The organism is Streptomyces sp. NPDC001407 (assembly GCF_042895325.1).
Classification (GTDB): domain Bacteria; phylum Actinomycetota; class Actinomycetes; order Streptomycetales; family Streptomycetaceae; genus Streptomyces.
This window is the reverse complement of sequence record NZ_JBIAWF010000008.1, coordinates 55,566-72,159: the sequence shown is the minus strand read 5'-3', so window position 1 is coordinate 72,159 and position 16,594 is coordinate 55,566. Positions and strand designations below refer to the sequence as shown.

Sequence of the window (16,594 nt, the reverse complement as noted above, 5' to 3'; positions counted from 1 at the left end):
GCGAACGGCTCCGGACTTCGTCAAGCCCGCTCAGACCGCAGAAGTCATCCCCCAAGGAATCGTCCGCCAAGGGCTTCGCGGTTCCGACAGCAGGATGCGGTGGGGATCGAGTGCCTGCGCGTACCACTCGCCGAATTCCTCCGTGTCGAACCGGAGCACGCGTCCCAGGGCGTAACCGGCGGAGAAGTCCTCCCAGGAGTCGTACGCCTCGCGGCACAGTTCGCCCGCGCGCAGGATCGATGACTCCGCCGTCTCGGCGGGGCAGAGGCGGGCGCTCAGGCCCCAGCGGGCGAAGCTGACCGCGCGGCCGTAGTCGTAGCCGACGGCGCTGCGGACGACGCCGTCCGGTGGCAGGAGGCCGTCGGCGCGGAAGCGGGACTCGTAGCGCAGGATGCGGCCTATCAGCTCCTGGACCACCGCGTTCGCCTCGGCCGGCGCGTCCATGTCGGTGAGTACGGCGGTGCAGGCGCGACGCCAGAGGTCCGCGTCGACCGTGCCGGAGTTCGCCCTCGCGAGCTCCTGGCGGATGTCGAGGGTGAATTCGGGTTCCGGCGGGCTGTTGCGTCCGGCCAGCAGCGCGTCCATCTGCTTCTGCCAGTCCTGGGCGGTGACCGTGCCCCACGACTCCCGCAGGAGGCTGACTTCCTGGGCGTAGTCGTCGTAGACGTCGCCCACTTCGTTCCACAGCACGCCGTTGGCGACGGACAGGTGCGCGCCACAGGCCAGCGCGTGGGCGAGCTGGCCCGTGCGCGGGCCCGCCTGTGTGGTGAGCAGGCGGGTGGGGCGGGTGCCGGCGGGGAGCTTCGCGGTCTCCTCCCTCGCGATGGTTCTCCACCGGCGCCGGTCCAGGACGCCCGCGGTCAGGCGCATGAAGGCCGGCGTGCCCGGGTTCACGTGCAAGGAGTAGCGGCGGCCGGGCCAGGTCTCCGCCAGTTCCGCCAGCGAGGTGCGGGCGACGACGAACCGGGCGCGCCGGGGGAGCCGTTCGCCCGCGGTCCGCATGACGAGGCACCAGGTTCCCTGGATGTCGTCGGCGGGGACGTACGCGCGGCGGCCGCTGTCCACGTGTTCCTTCGGGACGTAGTGGAACAGGTCCGCCGTCGCGAGGAGACGCAGATAGCCGGTCCGGTCGTGGTTGCCGGCCGCTTCTCGCAGGGCCCGCTCGATCTCCGTGGCGGGCCGCCAGGTGCGGGTCGAGGCCGCCGCGCGCGGCCGGGGGGAAGCTGTCACCGGTTGACTCTACCGACGGTCTCCCCGTGGCGTACGGCGAGGGCGGCGCTGTTCTCCGCCACGACTTCCGGACGAATTTCGACCCGAGAAGTCCGTAACTCCCAAGAGTTTTCCCAGGCTCGGGCAAGCGTCCCCCATGAGGGGGTTAAGAAAAGCCGCTGGTCATCACATGTTCACCTCGTGGCTCTACCCGCATAGACACCTTGAGTGGTGTCATGCCCACAACAGCCCGGATCGGCCGGGCCTCCTTGTGGAGGAGCCCCCCATGCGCTCTCCGTACAGACTCGCCGCCGCCTCGGCGTCGCTGGCGCTCGCCGTCAGCGGCGTCCTCGCCGCCGGCACCGCCCACGCCGCGCCGCACACCGCGGGCCTCGCCGCCTCGTGCAGCCAGTCCTACCTGCCGCTGCCCGACGCGAACTGCCAGCCCGGCGCGTACAACCCGGACGTCACGCAGGACACGATCGGCTCGACGATATGCGTGCCGGGCTGGACGAAGACCGTGCGCCCGCCCGTCTCGTACACCACGCCGCTGAAGATCAAGCAGATCGCGGAGTACGGCTACAGCGACACCAGCACCGCGGACTACGAGGAGGACCACCTCGTCCCCCTCGAACTCGGCGGCGCCCCGAAGGACCCCAAGAACCTCTGGCCCGAGCCCCGTTTCGGCGATGAGCCCGCGCAGAGCAAGGACACCGTCGAGAACCGGCTCAAGACCGCGGTCTGCGGCGGCGAGGTCACTCTCGACGCGGCGCGCGGCGCGATCGCCAAGAACTGGACCACCGCTCTGTCGGACCTCGGCCTCGAGTGAGGTCCCGGCCTGAGGTCCCGGCCTGAGGTCCCGGCCTGAGGTCCGGCCTGAGGCCGACGCCTGAGATTCCGGACCTGAGGCCAGGGCCCGGGATTCCCGGCCGAGGCCCGCGCCCGGGAAGGCGTGAGAAGGCCGGTGCCACCGCGTGCCCACCACCCCCACCCGAATCAACGTGCGATTATGTGACGCTGAGCGAGCGTCATCCCTCGGCCGATGGCGTCGCGTACCGATGGCGGCGCATACCGGTGGGGGAGGCTAGCGATGGGCGCGAGCCCGAGCGGCGACGGCAAGGTCCTGGACATCAAGACGGCGGACCTGAAGTCGGCGGCACCGGTCTTCCACGAGCAGAGCAAGCACCTGAGCGAGGCGCTCACCACGCTCGTCAAGACGCTCGACGGGCTCGGCAAGCCGTGGGGCGAGGACGACGCGGGCAAGGAGTTCGAAGGCTTCTACAGCCCTCAGCAGAAGGCGATCGAGAGCGCGACCGGCACCCTCGTCCTCGGCCTGGTCAGCATCCACGAAGCGCTCACCGACATGTCGGACGGCCACGTCGACAACGACGAGCTGGTCGCCGGGATGTTCACCAAGAAGGGCGTCGCGGCCACCGACCCCCACGCCAAGGGCGCGAAGTGAGCGTCGCCGACGAGGCCAAGCACGTCCTCGAGAAGCTGGGCCTGAAGTGGCCCGACGGCGACCCGGGCAAGCTGCGCAAGGCCGCCGACGCCTGGAACGCCTTCGCCGACAGCGTCGACAAGGTTCGCACGCCCGTCAACAACGCCGCCCAGACGCTCATCCACAACAACAAGGGTGAGGCGATCGACGCCTTCGAGACCTTCTGGTCCCGCTACGCGGGCAAGGGGGACAAGGGCTGGCTGACCGACATCCCCAAGGCCGCCCGCGAGCTGGCCAAGGCGCTGGAGAAGCTGGCCCACGCCATCGACGACGCCGTCGACAAGCTGTGGACCAAGATCGGCATCGAGGCCGGTGTCATCCTGGCGGGCGTCGGCCTGGCCTGGCTCACCGCCGGCCTCTCGACGGCGGCGTCGGCGGCCGCGGCCACGGCGGTCATCGAGCTCGGCACCGCCGTGGGCGTCGCCATCTCCACCGTGGTCGCCGAGGTCGCCGCGACGACCCTCGTCATGGCCGCCTTCGCGGGCGTCGAGTCCGTCACCGTCGACCTGGCCGTCGCCCAGCCGATGAAGATCAGCGCCGGGCTGCAGCACGGCGTGAGCCTGGACGAGGTCAACAACGCCGCCAAGGACGGCATGCTCTACGGCGGCCTGTTCGGCGGCCTCGGCGGCATGGCGCGCAACAGCGTGGAGATCGGCAACGCCGGCCGGAACTTCCTCCTCCGGGGCGCCCGCCCCAATCTGATCGACGAAGAGGCGGCCGCCGCCCGCTCCACGGAAAGCCTCAAGTGCGTCGGCGACCCGATCGACGTCGCCACCGGCGCCATGCTGCTGCCGCAGACGGACGTCACCCTGCCCGGCGCGCTCCCGCTGGCCGTCGAGCGCACCCATCTGTCCACGTACCGCGCGGGCGGCTGGTTCGGCCCGACCTGGGCCTCGACGCTCGACGAGCGGGTCCAGCTCGACGCCGACGGCGTGGTCTACGCCGCCGCCGACGGCATGCGCCTGGTCTACCCCGTGCCCACGCCGGGCGAGCCCGTCCTGCCGGCCAAGGGGCCGCGCTGGCCGCTGACCTGGGACGGCATACCCGACGGCGTCATGACCGTCGTCGATCCTGCCACCGGCGTCGTACGGACCTTCGGCGGGCTCGCCCCCACTGACGTCCCCGGCGCGGTCCAGCTGCCGCTGACCGAGCTGTCCGACCGCAACGGCGCGCGGATCGATATCGAGCGCACCGCGACCGGCGTCCCCACCGCCCTCCGGCACTCCGGCGGCTACTACCTCGCCGTCGACACCGACGGCGCGCGCGTCACCGCCCTGCGCCTGCTGGACGAGGCGCCCTCGCCGTACGACCCGCCGGGTGCGCCCGGCCGGGGCACGGTCCTGGTCCGCTACGGCTACGACGACGCGGGAAACCTGACAGACGTCACCAACTCCAGTGGAAAACCACTGCGGTTCACCTACGACGCCGAGGGCAGGATCACCTCCTGGACCGACCGCAACGGCATGTCGTACGGCTATCACTACGACGCGCGCGGCCGGGTCGTGCGCACGGAAGGCACCGACGGCTTCCTCTCCGGCAGCCTCGCCTACGACGACGAGAACCGCGTCACGACCGTCACCGACTCGCTCGGTCGGCAGAGCACGTACCGGCACAACGCCGACTTCCGCGTGATCGAGGAGACCGACCCGCTCGGCCACACGACCCGCACGGAGTGGGAGCCGAGGGGCGAGCAGCCCCTCGCCGTCACCGACCCGCTGGGCCGCACGACGCGCTACGCGTACGACGAGGCCGGAAACCTCACCCGGGTCACGCTCCCCGACGGCACCACGGGCGCGGCCGTCCACAACGCCCACGGCCTGCCGACCGAGGTCACCGAGCCCGGCGGCGCGGTGTGGCGCCACGCGTACGACGAGCGCGGCAACCTCCTCGCCACCACGGATCCCCTCGGCGCGGAAACCCGTTACGGCTACGACGAGTCCGGCCACCTGGCCACCGTCACCGACGCCCTCGGCCACGCCCGCCGCGTCACCTGTAACGCGGCCGGGCTGCCGGTCGCCGTCACCGACCCCCTCGGGCACACCACCACCGTCAAGCGCGACGGTTTCGGCCGCATCACCGAGGCGACGGATCCGCTGGGGCACACGACCCGCACCGTCTGGACGCCGGAGGGCAAGCCGAGCAGGCGCGAGCACGCGGACGGCACGCACGAGACGTGGACCTGGGACGGCGAGGGCAACCTCCTCAGCCACACCGACCAGGCGGGCAACACGACCCGCCACATCACGGGTCACTTCGACCTCCCGGCGTCCCGCACGGACCCCGACGGCACGACGTACGCCTTCGCCTACGACACGGAGCTGCGGCTCACGGGCGTGACGAATCCGCAGGGTCTGACCTGGTCGTACGCCTATGACGAAGCGGGCCGGCTCGCCTCGGAGACGGACTTCAACGGCCGCACGCTGACGTACGAACACGACGTGGCGGGCGGGCTCGTGGCCCGCACGAACGGCGCGGGCGAGACGCTCCACTTCGCGCGGGACGCGCTGGGGCGCGTGGTGGAGCAGGGCGCCGCGACCTTCGTGTACGACGCGTCGGGCGGCCTGGTGCGGGCCGTCAACCCCGACGCGGAGGTCGTCCTCGAACGCGACGCGCTCGGCCGCGTGCTGTCCGAGACGGTCAACGGCCGCACGACTTCTTACGCGTACGACGCCCTGGGCCGCCGCACCCGGCGCGTCACCCCGTCCGGCGCCACCTCGGAATGGACGTACGACCCGGCGGGCCGGCCCGTGGAACTGCGCGGCGACGGCGGCACACTCACCTTCGCCTACGACGCGGCGGGCCGGGAGACGGAGCGGCGCCTGGGCGACGCGGCCGTGCTCACGCAGGAGTGGGACACGACCGACCGCCTGACGTCCCAGGTGATCACGGGCCCGGCCGCCCGCATCCTCCAGCACCGCACGTTCGCGTACCGCGAGGACGGCTACCTCACGGAGATCCGCGAACTCACCTCGGGCACGCGTCGTTTCGACCTGGACCGCACGGGCCGGGTCACCGCAGTGAACGCCCACGGCTGGAAGGAGACGTACGCGTACGACTCCGTCGGCAACCTCACCTACGCCAAGGCCCCGGCCCACGAGGCGCCGGGCGCCCGCGATTTCGAGGGCACGCTCATCCGCAGGGCGGGCCGCACGACGTACGAACACGACGCGCAGGGCCGCTTGACCCGCAGGTCACGCCGCCTTCTGAACGGCCGCACGCGCACGTGGACGTTCGAGTGGGACGCGGAGGACCGCCTGAGGGCGGCGGAGACGCCGGAGGGTGACCGGTGGGAGTACGCGTACGACGCGCTGGGCCGCCGGATATCGAAGCGGTGCGAGTCGGCCGGTGAAACGGTCTTCGCGTGGGACGGCACGAGGCTCTCGGAACAGACGACTCCGGGGGGCCGCACCACCACATGGGACTACGCCCCGGGCACGCATCGCCCCCTGACCCAAACGACGAGGCGGGCGGCTCGTGCGTCCACGATCCTGGATTTCGCGGAGGACCTGGCCCCGACGTTCCACGCGATCGTCACGGACGCGGTGGGAACGCCGACGGAATTGGTCACGCCGTCGGGCGAGTTGGCGTGGCAGCGGCGGACGTCTCTGTGGGGGACGAGCTTGCCGTCACCGCGGGGGGATGGGCTGGATTTCCCGTTGGGGTTTCCGGGGCAGTATCGCGATACGGAAACGGGGCTGAACTGCAACTACTTCCGGTATTACGACCCGGAGGTGGCGCGGTATACAGCCCCTGACCCTCTTGGTCTCGAACCCGATCCCAATCACCATGCATACGTAGCAAATCCGCATGTGGTCGGTGATCCGCTCGGGCTGGCGCCTTATGGTGTATCGGAATTGACACCCACCTCGGTAAGGTTTAGTCAGAATTCCGTCACTGAAGCTGATGAAATAATCAAGAGCATGGGGACGAAGGGGTGGAAGGGCGACCCGATCGACGTCGTGCGGATGCCGGATGGGAGGTTGACCTCCATCGACAACACCCGCGTGTTGGCGGCGCGGTATACCGATACGCCCATCCAGGCCCGGGTTCGCAGCTTTGACGACCCGCTCCCAGCGGATGTCATTGAGAGTGGAAGGTTCAACACCAAGAAGGCCACGCCCACTACTTGGGGCGAGGCAGTGCAAGCTAGAATTGGCAAGCAAAGCGCGGGCTACCGCAATGCATATCCAATGGGCTCGGACATTACGGGCTGGAAGGGAGACTGAGTTAAAGTGGATATTCTTTCATCGGCAGAGCTTCCGGGGGAGTTCGTCTATCCGGAAGAGTTTCTTCGGGCCATTGAGTCCGGGCTGGTCGGACTCGACCCTTGGTGGCTTCTGGAGGGGAAGGATCTGCGCGCTCGGGTTTCCGGGCTTCGTCAACGTTTTCCTGAGCGCCACCTCATGCCATTTGCCAGGCGCGAGGACAATGATGACGTCGCATGCTGGGACCTTGATAGTGGGACGGTCCGCGAGATTCACGATTTCACGACACCAGGACGGGAAAATCGGCGAGAATTCGCCACCTTCTACGACTGGTTGCGTGCGGCATTGGAAGATTTCATCGAGTTCGAGTGACATGCTGGTGTATGGGGAACGGACTTGAGGCCCCTGCCGGGTGTAGGAGGCTCTATCGCCCGACAGGATGGGCAATGAGGGCGCAGCCGCCAGCCCCGGCACCACCACGTGACGCCGGGGCCGGAACCAGTCGTAAGGCGTCAGCTACCGGCACACGCCGTGCGCCGTGCCCATGATTTGCGTCGTCTGCTTCGGGGTTATCGCGAGTTCCTTCATCGTCTTCTTGGCCTGGTCCGCGAGTGCCTGGCCGTGCGCCGCGCAGAACGCGTTGCCGTGGTCGACGAGCGCGTCGTCACTGATGCCGTCCAGATCCGAGTAGTTCGTCCGGATGATCCGGAGGTAGCCCGCGCGCAGCAAGCCCGTCAGCACGCGCGCTTCCGCCGGGCTGGGTGACGGGCTCTCGGAGGTGGCGGCGGGCGTCGGCGTCGGCGTCGCGGAGGCGCTCGCGTGGCTGTCGCCGGACGCGTCGCACGCAGTGACGCCGAGAGTCGTGACCGCGAGGCAGAGGGCGAGCATGGGCAGGCGCTTGTACATGGATCTCCTGGTACATAGGGAAGCAAGGGACAGTTTCTCCTATGTCCGATCTGCTCCGCGATGCGCATGGCGTCGAGGTGATCGCGAACAGCTCGTTTCCGAGCGCGGACCGGCTCGTTGAACCGGCGAAGTCGTCCCGAATGAGAGGAAAAGTTCTGTGCGCCGGATGAGTATCGCCCTGGCCGCGGCCCTTGTGATCGGTGGAGCGGGCGCCGCGCCGGCCGCTGCCGTGGCCCACTCGCAAGCCCGTGCCGACCAGCCGCCCTTCCCGTACGCGGACTGCATCAACGCCGCCAAGCAGAACAAAGAGAGCGCGGCCCATGCCAAGTGGCACTGCGACGAGTTGGTGAAGAAGGGCTGGATCAAGAAGCCCCTGGGCAATGAGGCGCAAGCGGCCAAGAAGTCGCCGGCCAAGAAGCCCGAAGCCAAGAAGCCTGAAGCCAAGAGGCCGGAGGCCGGGAAGCCGGAGGTCAGGAAGCCCCAGGCCAAGACGACGCACGCCAAGGGGCCGCACGCCAAGAGCCTGCATACCAAGAAGGCGCACACCAAGAGGCTGCGGGCGAAGAAGCCGCACACCAGGCACCCTCACGCCTGATCCGCCAGTATCGCCGCCGAGGTGGGCGGTGCGGACGACCGCCCACCTCGCGCGTTCTCACCAGGCTGGAAGCCCCCGAGGGCCTCTAGGAGCGAAGCAGCAGCATGCAGCCCGCGAGACTCATGACGGCCCCCACGGGAATCAGGACCGCACCCAGGAACCGGAGATAGCCCGCGGTCCCGAAGAAGGGGACGAAGACGGGGTCGAGGCGGCCGCTCGCCTGGTGAATGAGCTCCAGTTTCTTGTGATTCCGTGCGACTCTGCGCGTCACCGTGCCGCGCACGTTGAAAGCCTGGAGCACGCCGAAGACCACCACGGATATGCCGATCGCGACGAAGAGGACCGGAAGGAAAGCAGACATCGCGAGATCGTAGCCCGGGTTCCCCGACGGGCCGTGAGGGCCCCGTGGTTCAGACCCCGTCGGCCGCGACCAGCGCCCGCTCCCAGTGCTGGGTGTCGGCGTACTCCCGCATGGTCACGATCTTCCCGTCGCGTACGACGAAGACGCCGCTGTTCTTCTGGTCGTACGCCCGCCCGGTCTTCCCCGTCGCCCACGAATCCCATTCGACGAATACCTGCTCGCCCTCGCCGAAGATGTTGGTGACGCGCACGCCGATCTCCCGGTCGGGGTCGAGGTGGGCGAACGCGGTCGCCAGGAATCCGTCGATGACCTGGTCCCGCCCCTGCCAGGTCCCCGAAATCGGCAGGTCCCCGGCGTACCAGCAACTCCCGTCCTCCGCCCAGGAGTCGAGGATCGTCTGCTGATCACCGGCCGCCAGCGCCTCGAAGTAGCGCCGCACCACGTCCTTGGGTTCGCTGGTCATGTTCCCATCTCATTTCGTAGAAGCCGGGCTTTCCTTCTGCCCGGCCCCAAGTCAAGCCGCGCCCACGACACCGGCCAAGGCGCAATGCGCACACGCAGCGATCACGAATCGCGATCAATGCGCGACAATCGGCGGGTGGCGCGACGTACGAACCCCGACCGGTCCCTTGAGGAACTCGAAGACGACCGCTGGCCGGCTCCGGCGGCGGACGCGACTCGCCTTGTCGCGACGGTGCACGCGCTGCGGCGCCGGCCGATCGGCTCGCTGACCGTCGAGGATCTGCGCGTGCTCATCGGGCAGGACGTGGGGTTGCCCTACCTTCTGCCGGTGGCGATGAGCGTGCTGAGGGAGGATCCGCTCGCGGAAGGCGACATGTACGAAGGCGACCTTCTGGCTGCGGTCGTCACCAGAAAGCCGTTCGTATGGAGCGAATTCCCCGAGCTCGCGCGCGAACTTCGCGTGCTCGCCCCGAAGGCGGCCGCACTCTCTCCCGCCCTGCGGCCGGAGACCGACCGGTTCCTCGGCCAGGCGCCGGGCACTTCCACCGCCGGAAGACCTCAGGCCAGCGAGCCGCGCCCCTGATCCCGGCGGCGTGCCGCGCGCGCGATGTCCTCGCCCGTGACCGTGCCGACCAGCCGGCCGTCGTCCACGACGAGGATCGCCAGCCGCGCCGACGGAGTCGCGCGTTCCAGCACGCCGACGAGCTCGTCCTGCGGGGCCGCGACCGTGCACTGCGCGAGCGGGACGGCCACGTCACGGACGCGGACCTCGTCTCGCCGCGCCGCCGGGACCATCGCGAGCCGCAGCCGTTCGGCGAGGCCGCTCGGACGGCCCTCGAAGTCGATCAGTGGGACCGCGCGGCGGTCCGTCCGCGCCATGATCTCCGTCAGGAACTGCTGCACCGTGTGCCAGTCGGGCCCGGCGAGCGGTTCCGGCGTCATGACGTCCGCGATGCGTACGCCCTCCAACGCGTTCACGAGTACGGCCTGGCGGATCTCGGCGACCGCCGAGACGCTCACGAAGCCGCCGAGGAGCATCAGCCACAGCCCCGCGGTCGTCCCGTGCACGACCTCGAACCAGCCGACGACGATCAGCAGGAACCCGGCCGCCTGGCCGCAACGGCCGGCAATGCGCTGCGCCCGCGCCCGGTCACCGCCGCGCCACCACAATGCCGCCTGCAGGATCCGCCCGCCGTCCAGGGGCGCGGCCGGGAGCAGGTTGAACACACCCAGCAGCAGATTGGCCCACCCCGCCCAGACCAGCACGGCCGAGACCAGCGCCCAGTGCAGCGCGTGCCCGGCGCCGAAGCCGGCGGCCAGGACGATTCCGCCCAGCACCAGGCTGGCCAGCGGCCCCGCCGCCGACACGAAGAACTGCACGCGCGGCGTGGCCGCGCGCCCCAGCCGGGTGACCCCGCCCAGGCCCCAGACGGTGATGTCCTCCACCCGGATACCGGCCCTGCGGGCGGTCACCGCGTGCGCGGATTCGTGCAGCAGCAAGCTCGCCGTCAGCAGCACGGCGCCGGCCAGCCCGGCCGCGTCGTACGTCCCGGACGATCGCCCCGGTACCCACGCGGGGAGCGTGCCACCGGCGAGCCCCGTGCCGAGGAAAACGATCAATATGGGCGCACTCCAGTGAATCCGCAGCGGAATGCCGAAGATCCTGCCGAGGGGTAGAGAGCCGCCCATGTGCCTGTCCCGTCACCGCAGGGGCCTGCTGCTCCCCATTATCCGCCCGCTGGCGACGGGGCCGTTCAGCGGCTGAGTCTGCCGGTTTTTATGGCGGATATGAGGGGGCGGAGTCTGTGGGGGGAGGTGGTGAGGACCCTGTCTGGAGTGTCGCTTTCGCAGAGGAAGACCGCGTCGTCGCGGGTGGCCGCCAGATGAACGCAGGCGTCCCCTTCGCCGCTGAACGAGGACTTCTGCCAGCTGATGCCGGGGGGAGCGGTGGCCAGGTGCAGGCAGGTGGAGCCCGCCTCGCTGAACGAGGATTTCTGCCAGTGCAGTGGAGTCACGGTTGTTCCTTTCAGGTTTCTTTCGCGATGCGATGCATGAGGTCGCGTGACCTGGTGGGGTTGAGCGCGACCTCCTCCATGCGGCCGAGCGTGGCGCGGAACCTTTCCAAGCTGCTGGCCAGGTCGATGAGTTGCGTTCCATGGGCGACATCGAGGGTGGCCGTGTCGAGTTGGGGGACCGCGCCGTAGAAGTAGTCGACCCCGTGTCCGGAAACGGGGAAGGACGCTGCTGTGAATGGGATGACGACGACGGTCACGCTGGGCCGTTCGCTCATGGACAAGAGGTGCGCGAGCTGAGCGGTAGCCGTCTCCGGCCCGCCGAATCGCATTCTCAGAGCGGCCTCGTGGATGATGGCCGTATAGCGAGGAGGCTTGTCGCGGAAGAGAATCATCTGCCGCTTGACGCGATGCGATACGCGGTACTCCACTGCGTGGGGTGGCAGTGAGGGCACGAACTCCCGAAAGACCGCGCGGGCGTGCTCCGGAGTCTGCAGCAGGCCAGGGACCGTGATGGCCTGGGCGACGCGCAGCGCGGTGGCGTGGTGTTCGATCTCGGACAGCGCCAGCAAAGTCTCCGGGAGCTGATCCCGGTACTCCTCCCACCAGCCCCGCCTGCGCTCACCCGTCATCGCCGCAAGAGCTTCGATCAACGGCTGGTCCGAGCAGTCATAGGTGCGCGCCAGCGCCCGCACCCTGTCCGCGCTCACTCCGTACCGGCCGGCTTCGATGTTGCTGATGCGTGACTGGGTGACGCCGAATCGAGCCGCCGCTTCCGTCGCGGAAAGGTCCGCCCGCTCCCGCAGCCTTCGCAGTTCGGTCCCAAGTCGGCGCCTTCGTACGGTCGGTAGAGGTGTGCTCGGCGGCATCGTGCTCCTCTTGGTGCTCGCACACAGTGCGCTGTTGTCACTCGATCGGGTCCCGTGGACTGCTGCTCATGGATTACGGGGAATGTAGTCCATGAAGCGCGCTACCGTGTGAGCCACACCACTCCGCACCCGCTGTGCGCGCCGAAGTGGTCCAACTCCACCTCCCGCCAGGAGACTCCATGGCAACCGTAGCCAACCCGCAGCCCTGGACGTACACCCTCGAACTGTCGCGCGACCCCCGCGCCCCCGGAATCGCCCGTGCCACCCTGAAGTCCGTCCTCCACGGGCACGGCATGCCCGAACTCGCCGACACCGCCCAACTGTTGGCATCCGAGCTGGTCACGAACGCGTACGTGCACACCGAAGGCCCCTCCTCTATACGCGTGGACGGGGAGGAAGGGGATCACCTGCGGGTGAGCGTGTGGGACACCTGTCCGAGGGTTCCTGCGCTCTTCGGCGGGATCGCCTCCGGCGCGTGCGGCGGGCCGGAGTCCGCCAGTGGGCGGGGGCTGTGGTTCGTGCGGCTGTGGGCGAGCGCGTGGGGGAGCGACCGGGGGCACGCGGGCGGCAAGGTGCTGTGGTTCGAGCTGAGCCCCGAGGGGCGCCGCGTGCGCGAGAGCGCCTCGCCCGTCGGCTGCGGCGAGTGCGCCGGGCTGGAGGCCGTACGCCGGAAGACGGTCGCCTCGGGCGCCGCGCAGCGGGCCGTCGAGGAAGCGACGATCGCCGTCCGCAGGCACTTCCGCGACGCCCACCTCCTGAACGGAAGCATGTGGTGAGGAACTGCGCCCACCGCTGGACGCGCAGCGGAAGCACGTCGAGCTGCACCACCTGCGGAACCCACCGCTTCACCGACTACGCGTCCCTGCGCCCGCCGGGCCTCCCGCAATGGATCACCCCGAAATCCCGGCACCGCCAAGAAGCGGACCGCGCGGCGGCCTGGCACATGGCACAGTCAGCTCGCCGCGCACACCTCTCTATGATCACCAGGTGAAGTCGTCCCTCCGCCGGTGCCTGCCCGTGGTCGCGTCCTTGTCCGTCGCCGTCGGCTGTACGTCCGCCGACGGCACCGCGAGCGCGGAACCGGCCCCTTCGCCGTCGGGGAAGCAGGCCGCCTACTGCCGGGACCTGCACAAGGCGCTGCCCGCCAAGGTGAATGGCCTGAAGCGGCGAACCGGCGGCCCCGCTTCGGAGTTCACGGCGGCCTGGGGCGACCCGGCCATCACGTTGCGCTGCGGTGTGCGGCGGCCGCTGATCCTGACGCCCGGCTACAAGCGCTACCGCCCGGGGTCGGACACGTGGGAAGTCAACGGCGTCGAGTGGATGCCGGAGCAGCAGCCGGACGGCAGTGTCCGGTGCACGACGTCGAAGCGGGAGGCGTGGGTGGAGGTGACCGTACCGGAGAAGTTCACGGGCGAGGGCGGCGGCCTCGCGCTCTTCGAGGAGCTCTCGGACGCGGTCCGGAAGACGGTCCCGTACGGCGTGATCTAGAAGCCCGGTGCGCTGTCGGCATCTCGTCACCCACAAGCGTGAACCTGGCGGATCCGACATCCGATTGTCGGAACATACCGCTTCCATGGGGTTCGTCACTGAAAGACGCCGCGCGCACCCGGGGGAGCCGTATTGGATCGCCGCACCTTTCAGAGTCGGCTGCTCGCCCTGGGCGGGCTGACCGTTGCCGGGGCGCTGTTCGGGGTGCCGGAGGGAGTGGCTGAAGGGGAGCCGCGTCGGCGGTCGGTGGTGGAGGAGTATCAGCTGCCGTTCGCCGAGGAGACGCACGAGATCGTCAAACTGCCCGGCAGGCCGATGGTGTTGGTGTCGCAGATGTCCGACAGCCGTCTGGTGAAGCTGCGACTCGACCCGCGTACCGAACAGGTGACGGGCATCAGGGCGTTCCCCCTCGGGCCGTCGGACGCGCTGCTGCACGGACTGGCCGTCTCGGCGCGTCACCCCGGGAGGATCTGGGCCACGCACGAGGGCGGGAACCGGTTGCTCCTGGTCGACCCGAGGGCGGACGCACTCGACGCCGCGCCGCGCGTGGAGCGGGAGATCGACATCCCCGGCGGCGGCCGGGGGCCGCACTACGTCAATGAGTACGGCGACGTGCTGTGGGTGACGTTGAAGGGGAGCAACCAGGTGCTGGCCCTGGACCATACGCGTCCGGCACGGCACCGGCTCTTCGAAGCGGTGCCCCAGCCCATCTTCGCCGCCCGGCACCCGGTCAGCGGGGACTTCTACGTCAGCCAGGACAGCGCGAGTTCACTGCTGCGGATCGACCCGCGGAGCGGACGTACGTCGCAGATCCCGGTCCCGGCGGAGCGGGGCAGCACGCCGGTAGGTCTGATCAGCGGGCCCGGCGGCGTCTGGGTGGTGCTGCTCGGTACGGCGGAGACGGGGACCGGCACGTTCGGCCGGATCGACGAGGACGGGCAGATCCACTGGTACCGGCTGCGCGGTCCGCAGGGACATTCGGCGGGGCTGCTGCATCTGGCCTTCGACCCGCCGGGCACGGGGCGGGGGCCCGGCCTGTGGCTGCTGGGATCGTCGATCGTCTCCGACGCGGCGCGGGATCTCATCGTCCGGGTGCGGTTCGACGCGTCCTGGAAGCGGGTCGTCGGGGAGGAGTACGAGGCGCTGCCGACGCAGCGTTGCAAGGCGCACCGCTTGCTGCCGCTGGAGCGCGGCGTTCTCGCCACCGAGCTGACGACCGCCAGGGTGGCGCGGCTGACTGTTCCGGAGGAGCGCCGCTGAGCCGCGCGCCGGCTCATCGTCGTAGTGCCGCAGCGCCCGGGTCGTCACCCCGGACATCCGGGCCACCTCCGCGATCGGTCAGGCCGTTTGCCCTGCCTCCCATCGCCAGGCCGTCAAGGGGCCGTCGAGCGGGTGACGGCGGTGAGGGTGTGACGGAGGGTGGCGTCGCCCGGTGGGCGGTCGCGCCAGCGGGCGCCGATGTGGCCGTCGGGGCGGATGAGCAGCGCTCCGTGTGGGCGGAGGCCGCAGAGGTCGATGTGCTCGTGCGGAAGAGTCGCGACGCGCAGCGGCCAGGGCGTGGCGGCGGTGGCCTGTTGCTCCCAGTGGGCGGGAGCCGGGGTCAGGAGGGTGAACCACTCGCCGAAAGCGTCGAGCGTGGAGCTGCCGGGTGCGAGCCAGAGGTGTGGCATGCGATGGCCCGGCTCCGTGGTGGGGACGTAGTCCGTGCCTGTGTCGGGCGGCTCGGGCAGGGTGTCGCTGTCGGTGAGGACGGCGTCGGAGCGGTAGGCCACGCCGAGCACGAGCCCGAGTTGGGCGAAGTATGCCTCCGACCAGGGAAGTTCGATCCGGGCCGACGCCGCTTCGCCGGTTCGGAGCCGGTCGCCGCGTCGCTTCTGCACCTGGAGCATCAGCTGGGTGTTGGCCACTGCTTGGCGGAGAGTCCGGTGGGCGACCGGTTGTCGTTCCGCCTCGTAGGTGTCCAGCAGGCCCGGTCCGGCCCACCCGCGGAGAACGCCCGCCAGTTTCCAGCACAGGTTGTGCACATCGGCGATGCCGGCATTCATGCCCAGGCCGCCGATGATGGGGATCGCGTGCGCGGCATCGCCGGCCAGCAGGATCCGGCCGTGCCGGAAGCGTTCGGCGACGAACGCGTTCATCACCCAGTGCTGGACCCGCAGCACCTCGGCCCGTACCTCGGCGCAGGTACCGAGGGCGCGCGAGACGAGGCCGGGCCAGTCGGCGTGCGCGGGGTCCTCGGGTGTGGGGGCGAACCAGGCCCAGCCTCCCTCCGGGTAGAGCGGGAGGAACGAGCCGTGCGCGGTGACGTAGACCCCGGCGGGCCGGCGGGCGCACCAGCGGTCGAGATCGGCGTCGAACACGACGGTGGTGAAGTCCCCCAACGCCCCGGGGCCCGTGGTGCCGATTCCCAGCAGGCGCCGGACGGTGGAGTTCGCGCCATCGGCGGCGAGTGCGTAACGGGCACGGACACGGGTCTTGTCACCGCTGTGACGGTCGACGAGCAGGGCCACGATGCCGTCGGCCTCCTCGGCCAGATCGATCAGCTCGGACCCGAACCGCACCGGTGCGTCCGCCGCGGCGAGCAGGAGGGGTTCCAATCGGTCCTGCGAGGTGACCGCGCCGATCACGGGGCTCTCGGGTACCGGCGCGTCGACCCCGGCCATCGCCGCGGTGGCGAAGTCGCGGTCGTACAGGGTGTCGCGGAAGCGGATGCGGCCGTACTCCGGCGCGAACGCGACGGCGGTGATCCCGGCGGCCGTCCCGAGCCGGCGAAAGATCTCCATCGAGCGCACATTGACCAGCCGGGATCGCGGAAAGGGCGACAGCTCGCGGTGTTTCTCGACCAGCAATGCCCGCACGCCCCAGCGTTCCAGGAGCGCTCGGGCGGTGAGCCCGACCGGCCCGCCCCCGACGATCAATACCTCCGTACCGGCGTCTGCCACGGGCATGTCGAAGTCCTCCTGCTCGCCTCGGTCCGGCGGGGCAC

Annotated in this window: 18 protein-coding genes and 1 pseudogene; 10 read left to right on the top strand and 9 right to left on the bottom strand. The window is 69.9% G+C overall.

The features are described from left to right. Window positions 1-30: 30 nt before the first annotated feature. Complete coding sequence (locus tag ACFY1P_RS13860) at window positions 31-1,230, bottom strand: DUF1266 domain-containing protein (RefSeq protein ID WP_390750720.1); 1,200 nt, start codon at window positions 1,228-1,230, stop codon at window positions 31-33. A 265-nt stretch (window positions 1,231-1,495) separates the two neighbouring features. Here ACFY1P_RS13860 and ACFY1P_RS13855 point away from each other — a divergent pair, with 265 nt between their 5' ends. The 4 genes from ACFY1P_RS13855 to ACFY1P_RS13840 all read left to right on the top strand — a co-directional run bounded on the left by ACFY1P_RS13855 (window position 1,496) and on the right by ACFY1P_RS13840 (window position 7,287). Continuing rightward, window positions 1,496-2,038 (top strand): hypothetical protein, encoded by a 543-nt coding sequence (locus ACFY1P_RS13855; protein WP_361522828.1) that lies wholly within the window; start codon window positions 1,496-1,498, stop codon window positions 2,036-2,038. Window positions 2,039-2,299: 261 nt separating this feature from the next. Beyond that, window positions 2,300-2,671 (top strand): hypothetical protein, encoded by a 372-nt coding sequence (locus tag ACFY1P_RS13850; protein WP_361522825.1) that lies wholly within the window; start codon window positions 2,300-2,302, stop codon window positions 2,669-2,671. Next, window positions 2,668-6,936 carry a DUF6531 domain-containing protein gene (locus ACFY1P_RS13845; protein ID WP_390750719.1) on the top strand — a complete coding sequence of 1,423 codons (4,269 nt, stop codon included), beginning with the start codon at window positions 2,668-2,670 and terminating at the stop codon, window positions 6,934-6,936. The genes ACFY1P_RS13850 and ACFY1P_RS13845 overlap by 4 nt, the downstream gene beginning before the upstream one ends. 6 nt (window positions 6,937-6,942) lie before the next feature. After that, window positions 6,943-7,287 (top strand): hypothetical protein, encoded by a 345-nt coding sequence (locus ACFY1P_RS13840; protein ID WP_390750718.1) that lies wholly within the window; start codon window positions 6,943-6,945, stop codon window positions 7,285-7,287. Window positions 7,288-7,431: 144 nt separating this feature from the next. Here the strand turns inward: ACFY1P_RS13840 and ACFY1P_RS13835 are convergent, their stop codons facing one another. After that, window positions 7,432-7,821 (bottom strand): hypothetical protein, encoded by a 390-nt coding sequence (locus ACFY1P_RS13835; protein ID WP_390750717.1) that lies wholly within the window; start codon window positions 7,819-7,821, stop codon window positions 7,432-7,434. 166 nt (window positions 7,822-7,987) lie between these two features. Between ACFY1P_RS13835 and ACFY1P_RS13830 the strand changes: the two genes are divergently transcribed. Next, entirely contained in the window at window positions 7,988-8,416 is a 429-nt protein-coding gene (locus ACFY1P_RS13830; RefSeq protein WP_390750716.1) for a hypothetical protein, read from the top strand. An 85-nt stretch (window positions 8,417-8,501) separates the two neighbouring features. Here ACFY1P_RS13830 and ACFY1P_RS13825 read toward each other — a convergent pair whose 3' ends face one another. Continuing rightward, window positions 8,502-8,777: a hypothetical protein gene (locus tag ACFY1P_RS13825; RefSeq protein ID WP_390750715.1), complete on the bottom strand. Its 276-nt coding sequence runs from the start codon at window positions 8,775-8,777 to the stop codon at window positions 8,502-8,504. Window positions 8,778-8,826: 49 nt separating this feature from the next. Then, a complete protein-coding gene (locus tag ACFY1P_RS13820; protein WP_390750714.1) occupies window positions 8,827-9,240 on the bottom strand; it encodes a nuclear transport factor 2 family protein in 414 nt (137 codons plus the stop codon). 84 nt (window positions 9,241-9,324) lie between these two features. On the opposite strand from ACFY1P_RS13820, the gene ACFY1P_RS13815 reads away from it, so the two are divergent. Next, the gene (locus ACFY1P_RS13815) at window positions 9,325-9,822 is read left to right on the top strand and encodes a contact-dependent growth inhibition system immunity protein (protein ID WP_390750713.1); all 498 of its coding nucleotides are present in this window, start codon (window positions 9,325-9,327) and stop codon (window positions 9,820-9,822) included. Here ACFY1P_RS13815 and ACFY1P_RS13810 read toward each other — a convergent pair. The 3 genes from ACFY1P_RS13810 to ACFY1P_RS13800 all read right to left on the bottom strand — a co-directional run bounded on the left by ACFY1P_RS13810 (window position 9,798) and on the right by ACFY1P_RS13800 (window position 12,120). Beyond that, window positions 9,798-10,859, bottom strand: coding sequence for a site-2 protease family protein (locus tag ACFY1P_RS13810; protein WP_390750712.1), 1,062 nt, complete (start codon window positions 10,857-10,859; stop codon window positions 9,798-9,800). The genes ACFY1P_RS13815 and ACFY1P_RS13810 overlap by 25 nt on opposite strands. A 134-nt stretch (window positions 10,860-10,993) precedes the next feature. Next, window positions 10,994-11,254 carry a DUF397 domain-containing protein gene (locus ACFY1P_RS13805; RefSeq protein WP_390750711.1) on the bottom strand — a complete coding sequence of 87 codons (261 nt, stop codon included), beginning with the start codon at window positions 11,252-11,254 and terminating at the stop codon, window positions 10,994-10,996. Window positions 11,255-11,265: 11 nt separating this feature from the next. Continuing rightward, window positions 11,266-12,120, bottom strand: coding sequence for a helix-turn-helix domain-containing protein (locus ACFY1P_RS13800; protein WP_390750710.1), 855 nt, complete (start codon window positions 12,118-12,120; stop codon window positions 11,266-11,268). A 179-nt stretch (window positions 12,121-12,299) separates the two neighbouring features. On the opposite strand from ACFY1P_RS13800, the gene ACFY1P_RS13795 reads away from it, so the two are divergent. The 4 genes from ACFY1P_RS13795 (at window position 12,300) to ACFY1P_RS13780 (ending at window position 14,868) form a co-directional block, all read left to right on the top strand. Next, window positions 12,300-12,896: an ATP-binding protein gene (locus ACFY1P_RS13795; RefSeq protein WP_390750709.1), complete on the top strand. Its 597-nt coding sequence runs from the start codon at window positions 12,300-12,302 to the stop codon at window positions 12,894-12,896. Further along, window positions 12,890-13,111 (top strand): DUF6255 family natural product biosynthesis protein, encoded by a 222-nt coding sequence (locus ACFY1P_RS13790; protein ID WP_390750708.1) that lies wholly within the window; start codon window positions 12,890-12,892, stop codon window positions 13,109-13,111. Before ACFY1P_RS13795 ends, ACFY1P_RS13790 begins: the two co-directional genes overlap by 7 nt. Then, window positions 13,108-13,608 (top strand): DUF3515 domain-containing protein, encoded by a 501-nt coding sequence (locus tag ACFY1P_RS13785; RefSeq protein WP_390750707.1) that lies wholly within the window; start codon window positions 13,108-13,110, stop codon window positions 13,606-13,608. The genes ACFY1P_RS13790 and ACFY1P_RS13785 overlap by 4 nt, the downstream gene beginning before the upstream one ends. 132 nt (window positions 13,609-13,740) lie before the next feature. Next, window positions 13,741-14,868: a hypothetical protein gene (locus ACFY1P_RS13780; RefSeq protein WP_390750706.1), complete on the top strand. Its 1,128-nt coding sequence runs from the start codon at window positions 13,741-13,743 to the stop codon at window positions 14,866-14,868. Window positions 14,869-14,883: 15 nt separating this feature from the next. Here the strand turns inward: ACFY1P_RS13780 and ACFY1P_RS13775 are convergent. After that, window positions 14,884-14,943: pseudogene (locus tag ACFY1P_RS13775) on the bottom strand (MerR family DNA-binding transcriptional regulator); the annotation flags it as partial. Between the two features lie 38 nt (window positions 14,944-14,981). After that, a complete protein-coding gene (locus ACFY1P_RS13770; RefSeq protein WP_390750705.1) occupies window positions 14,982-16,556 on the bottom strand; it encodes an FAD-dependent monooxygenase in 1,575 nt (524 codons plus the stop codon). Between the last annotated feature and the right edge of the window lie 38 nt (window positions 16,557-16,594).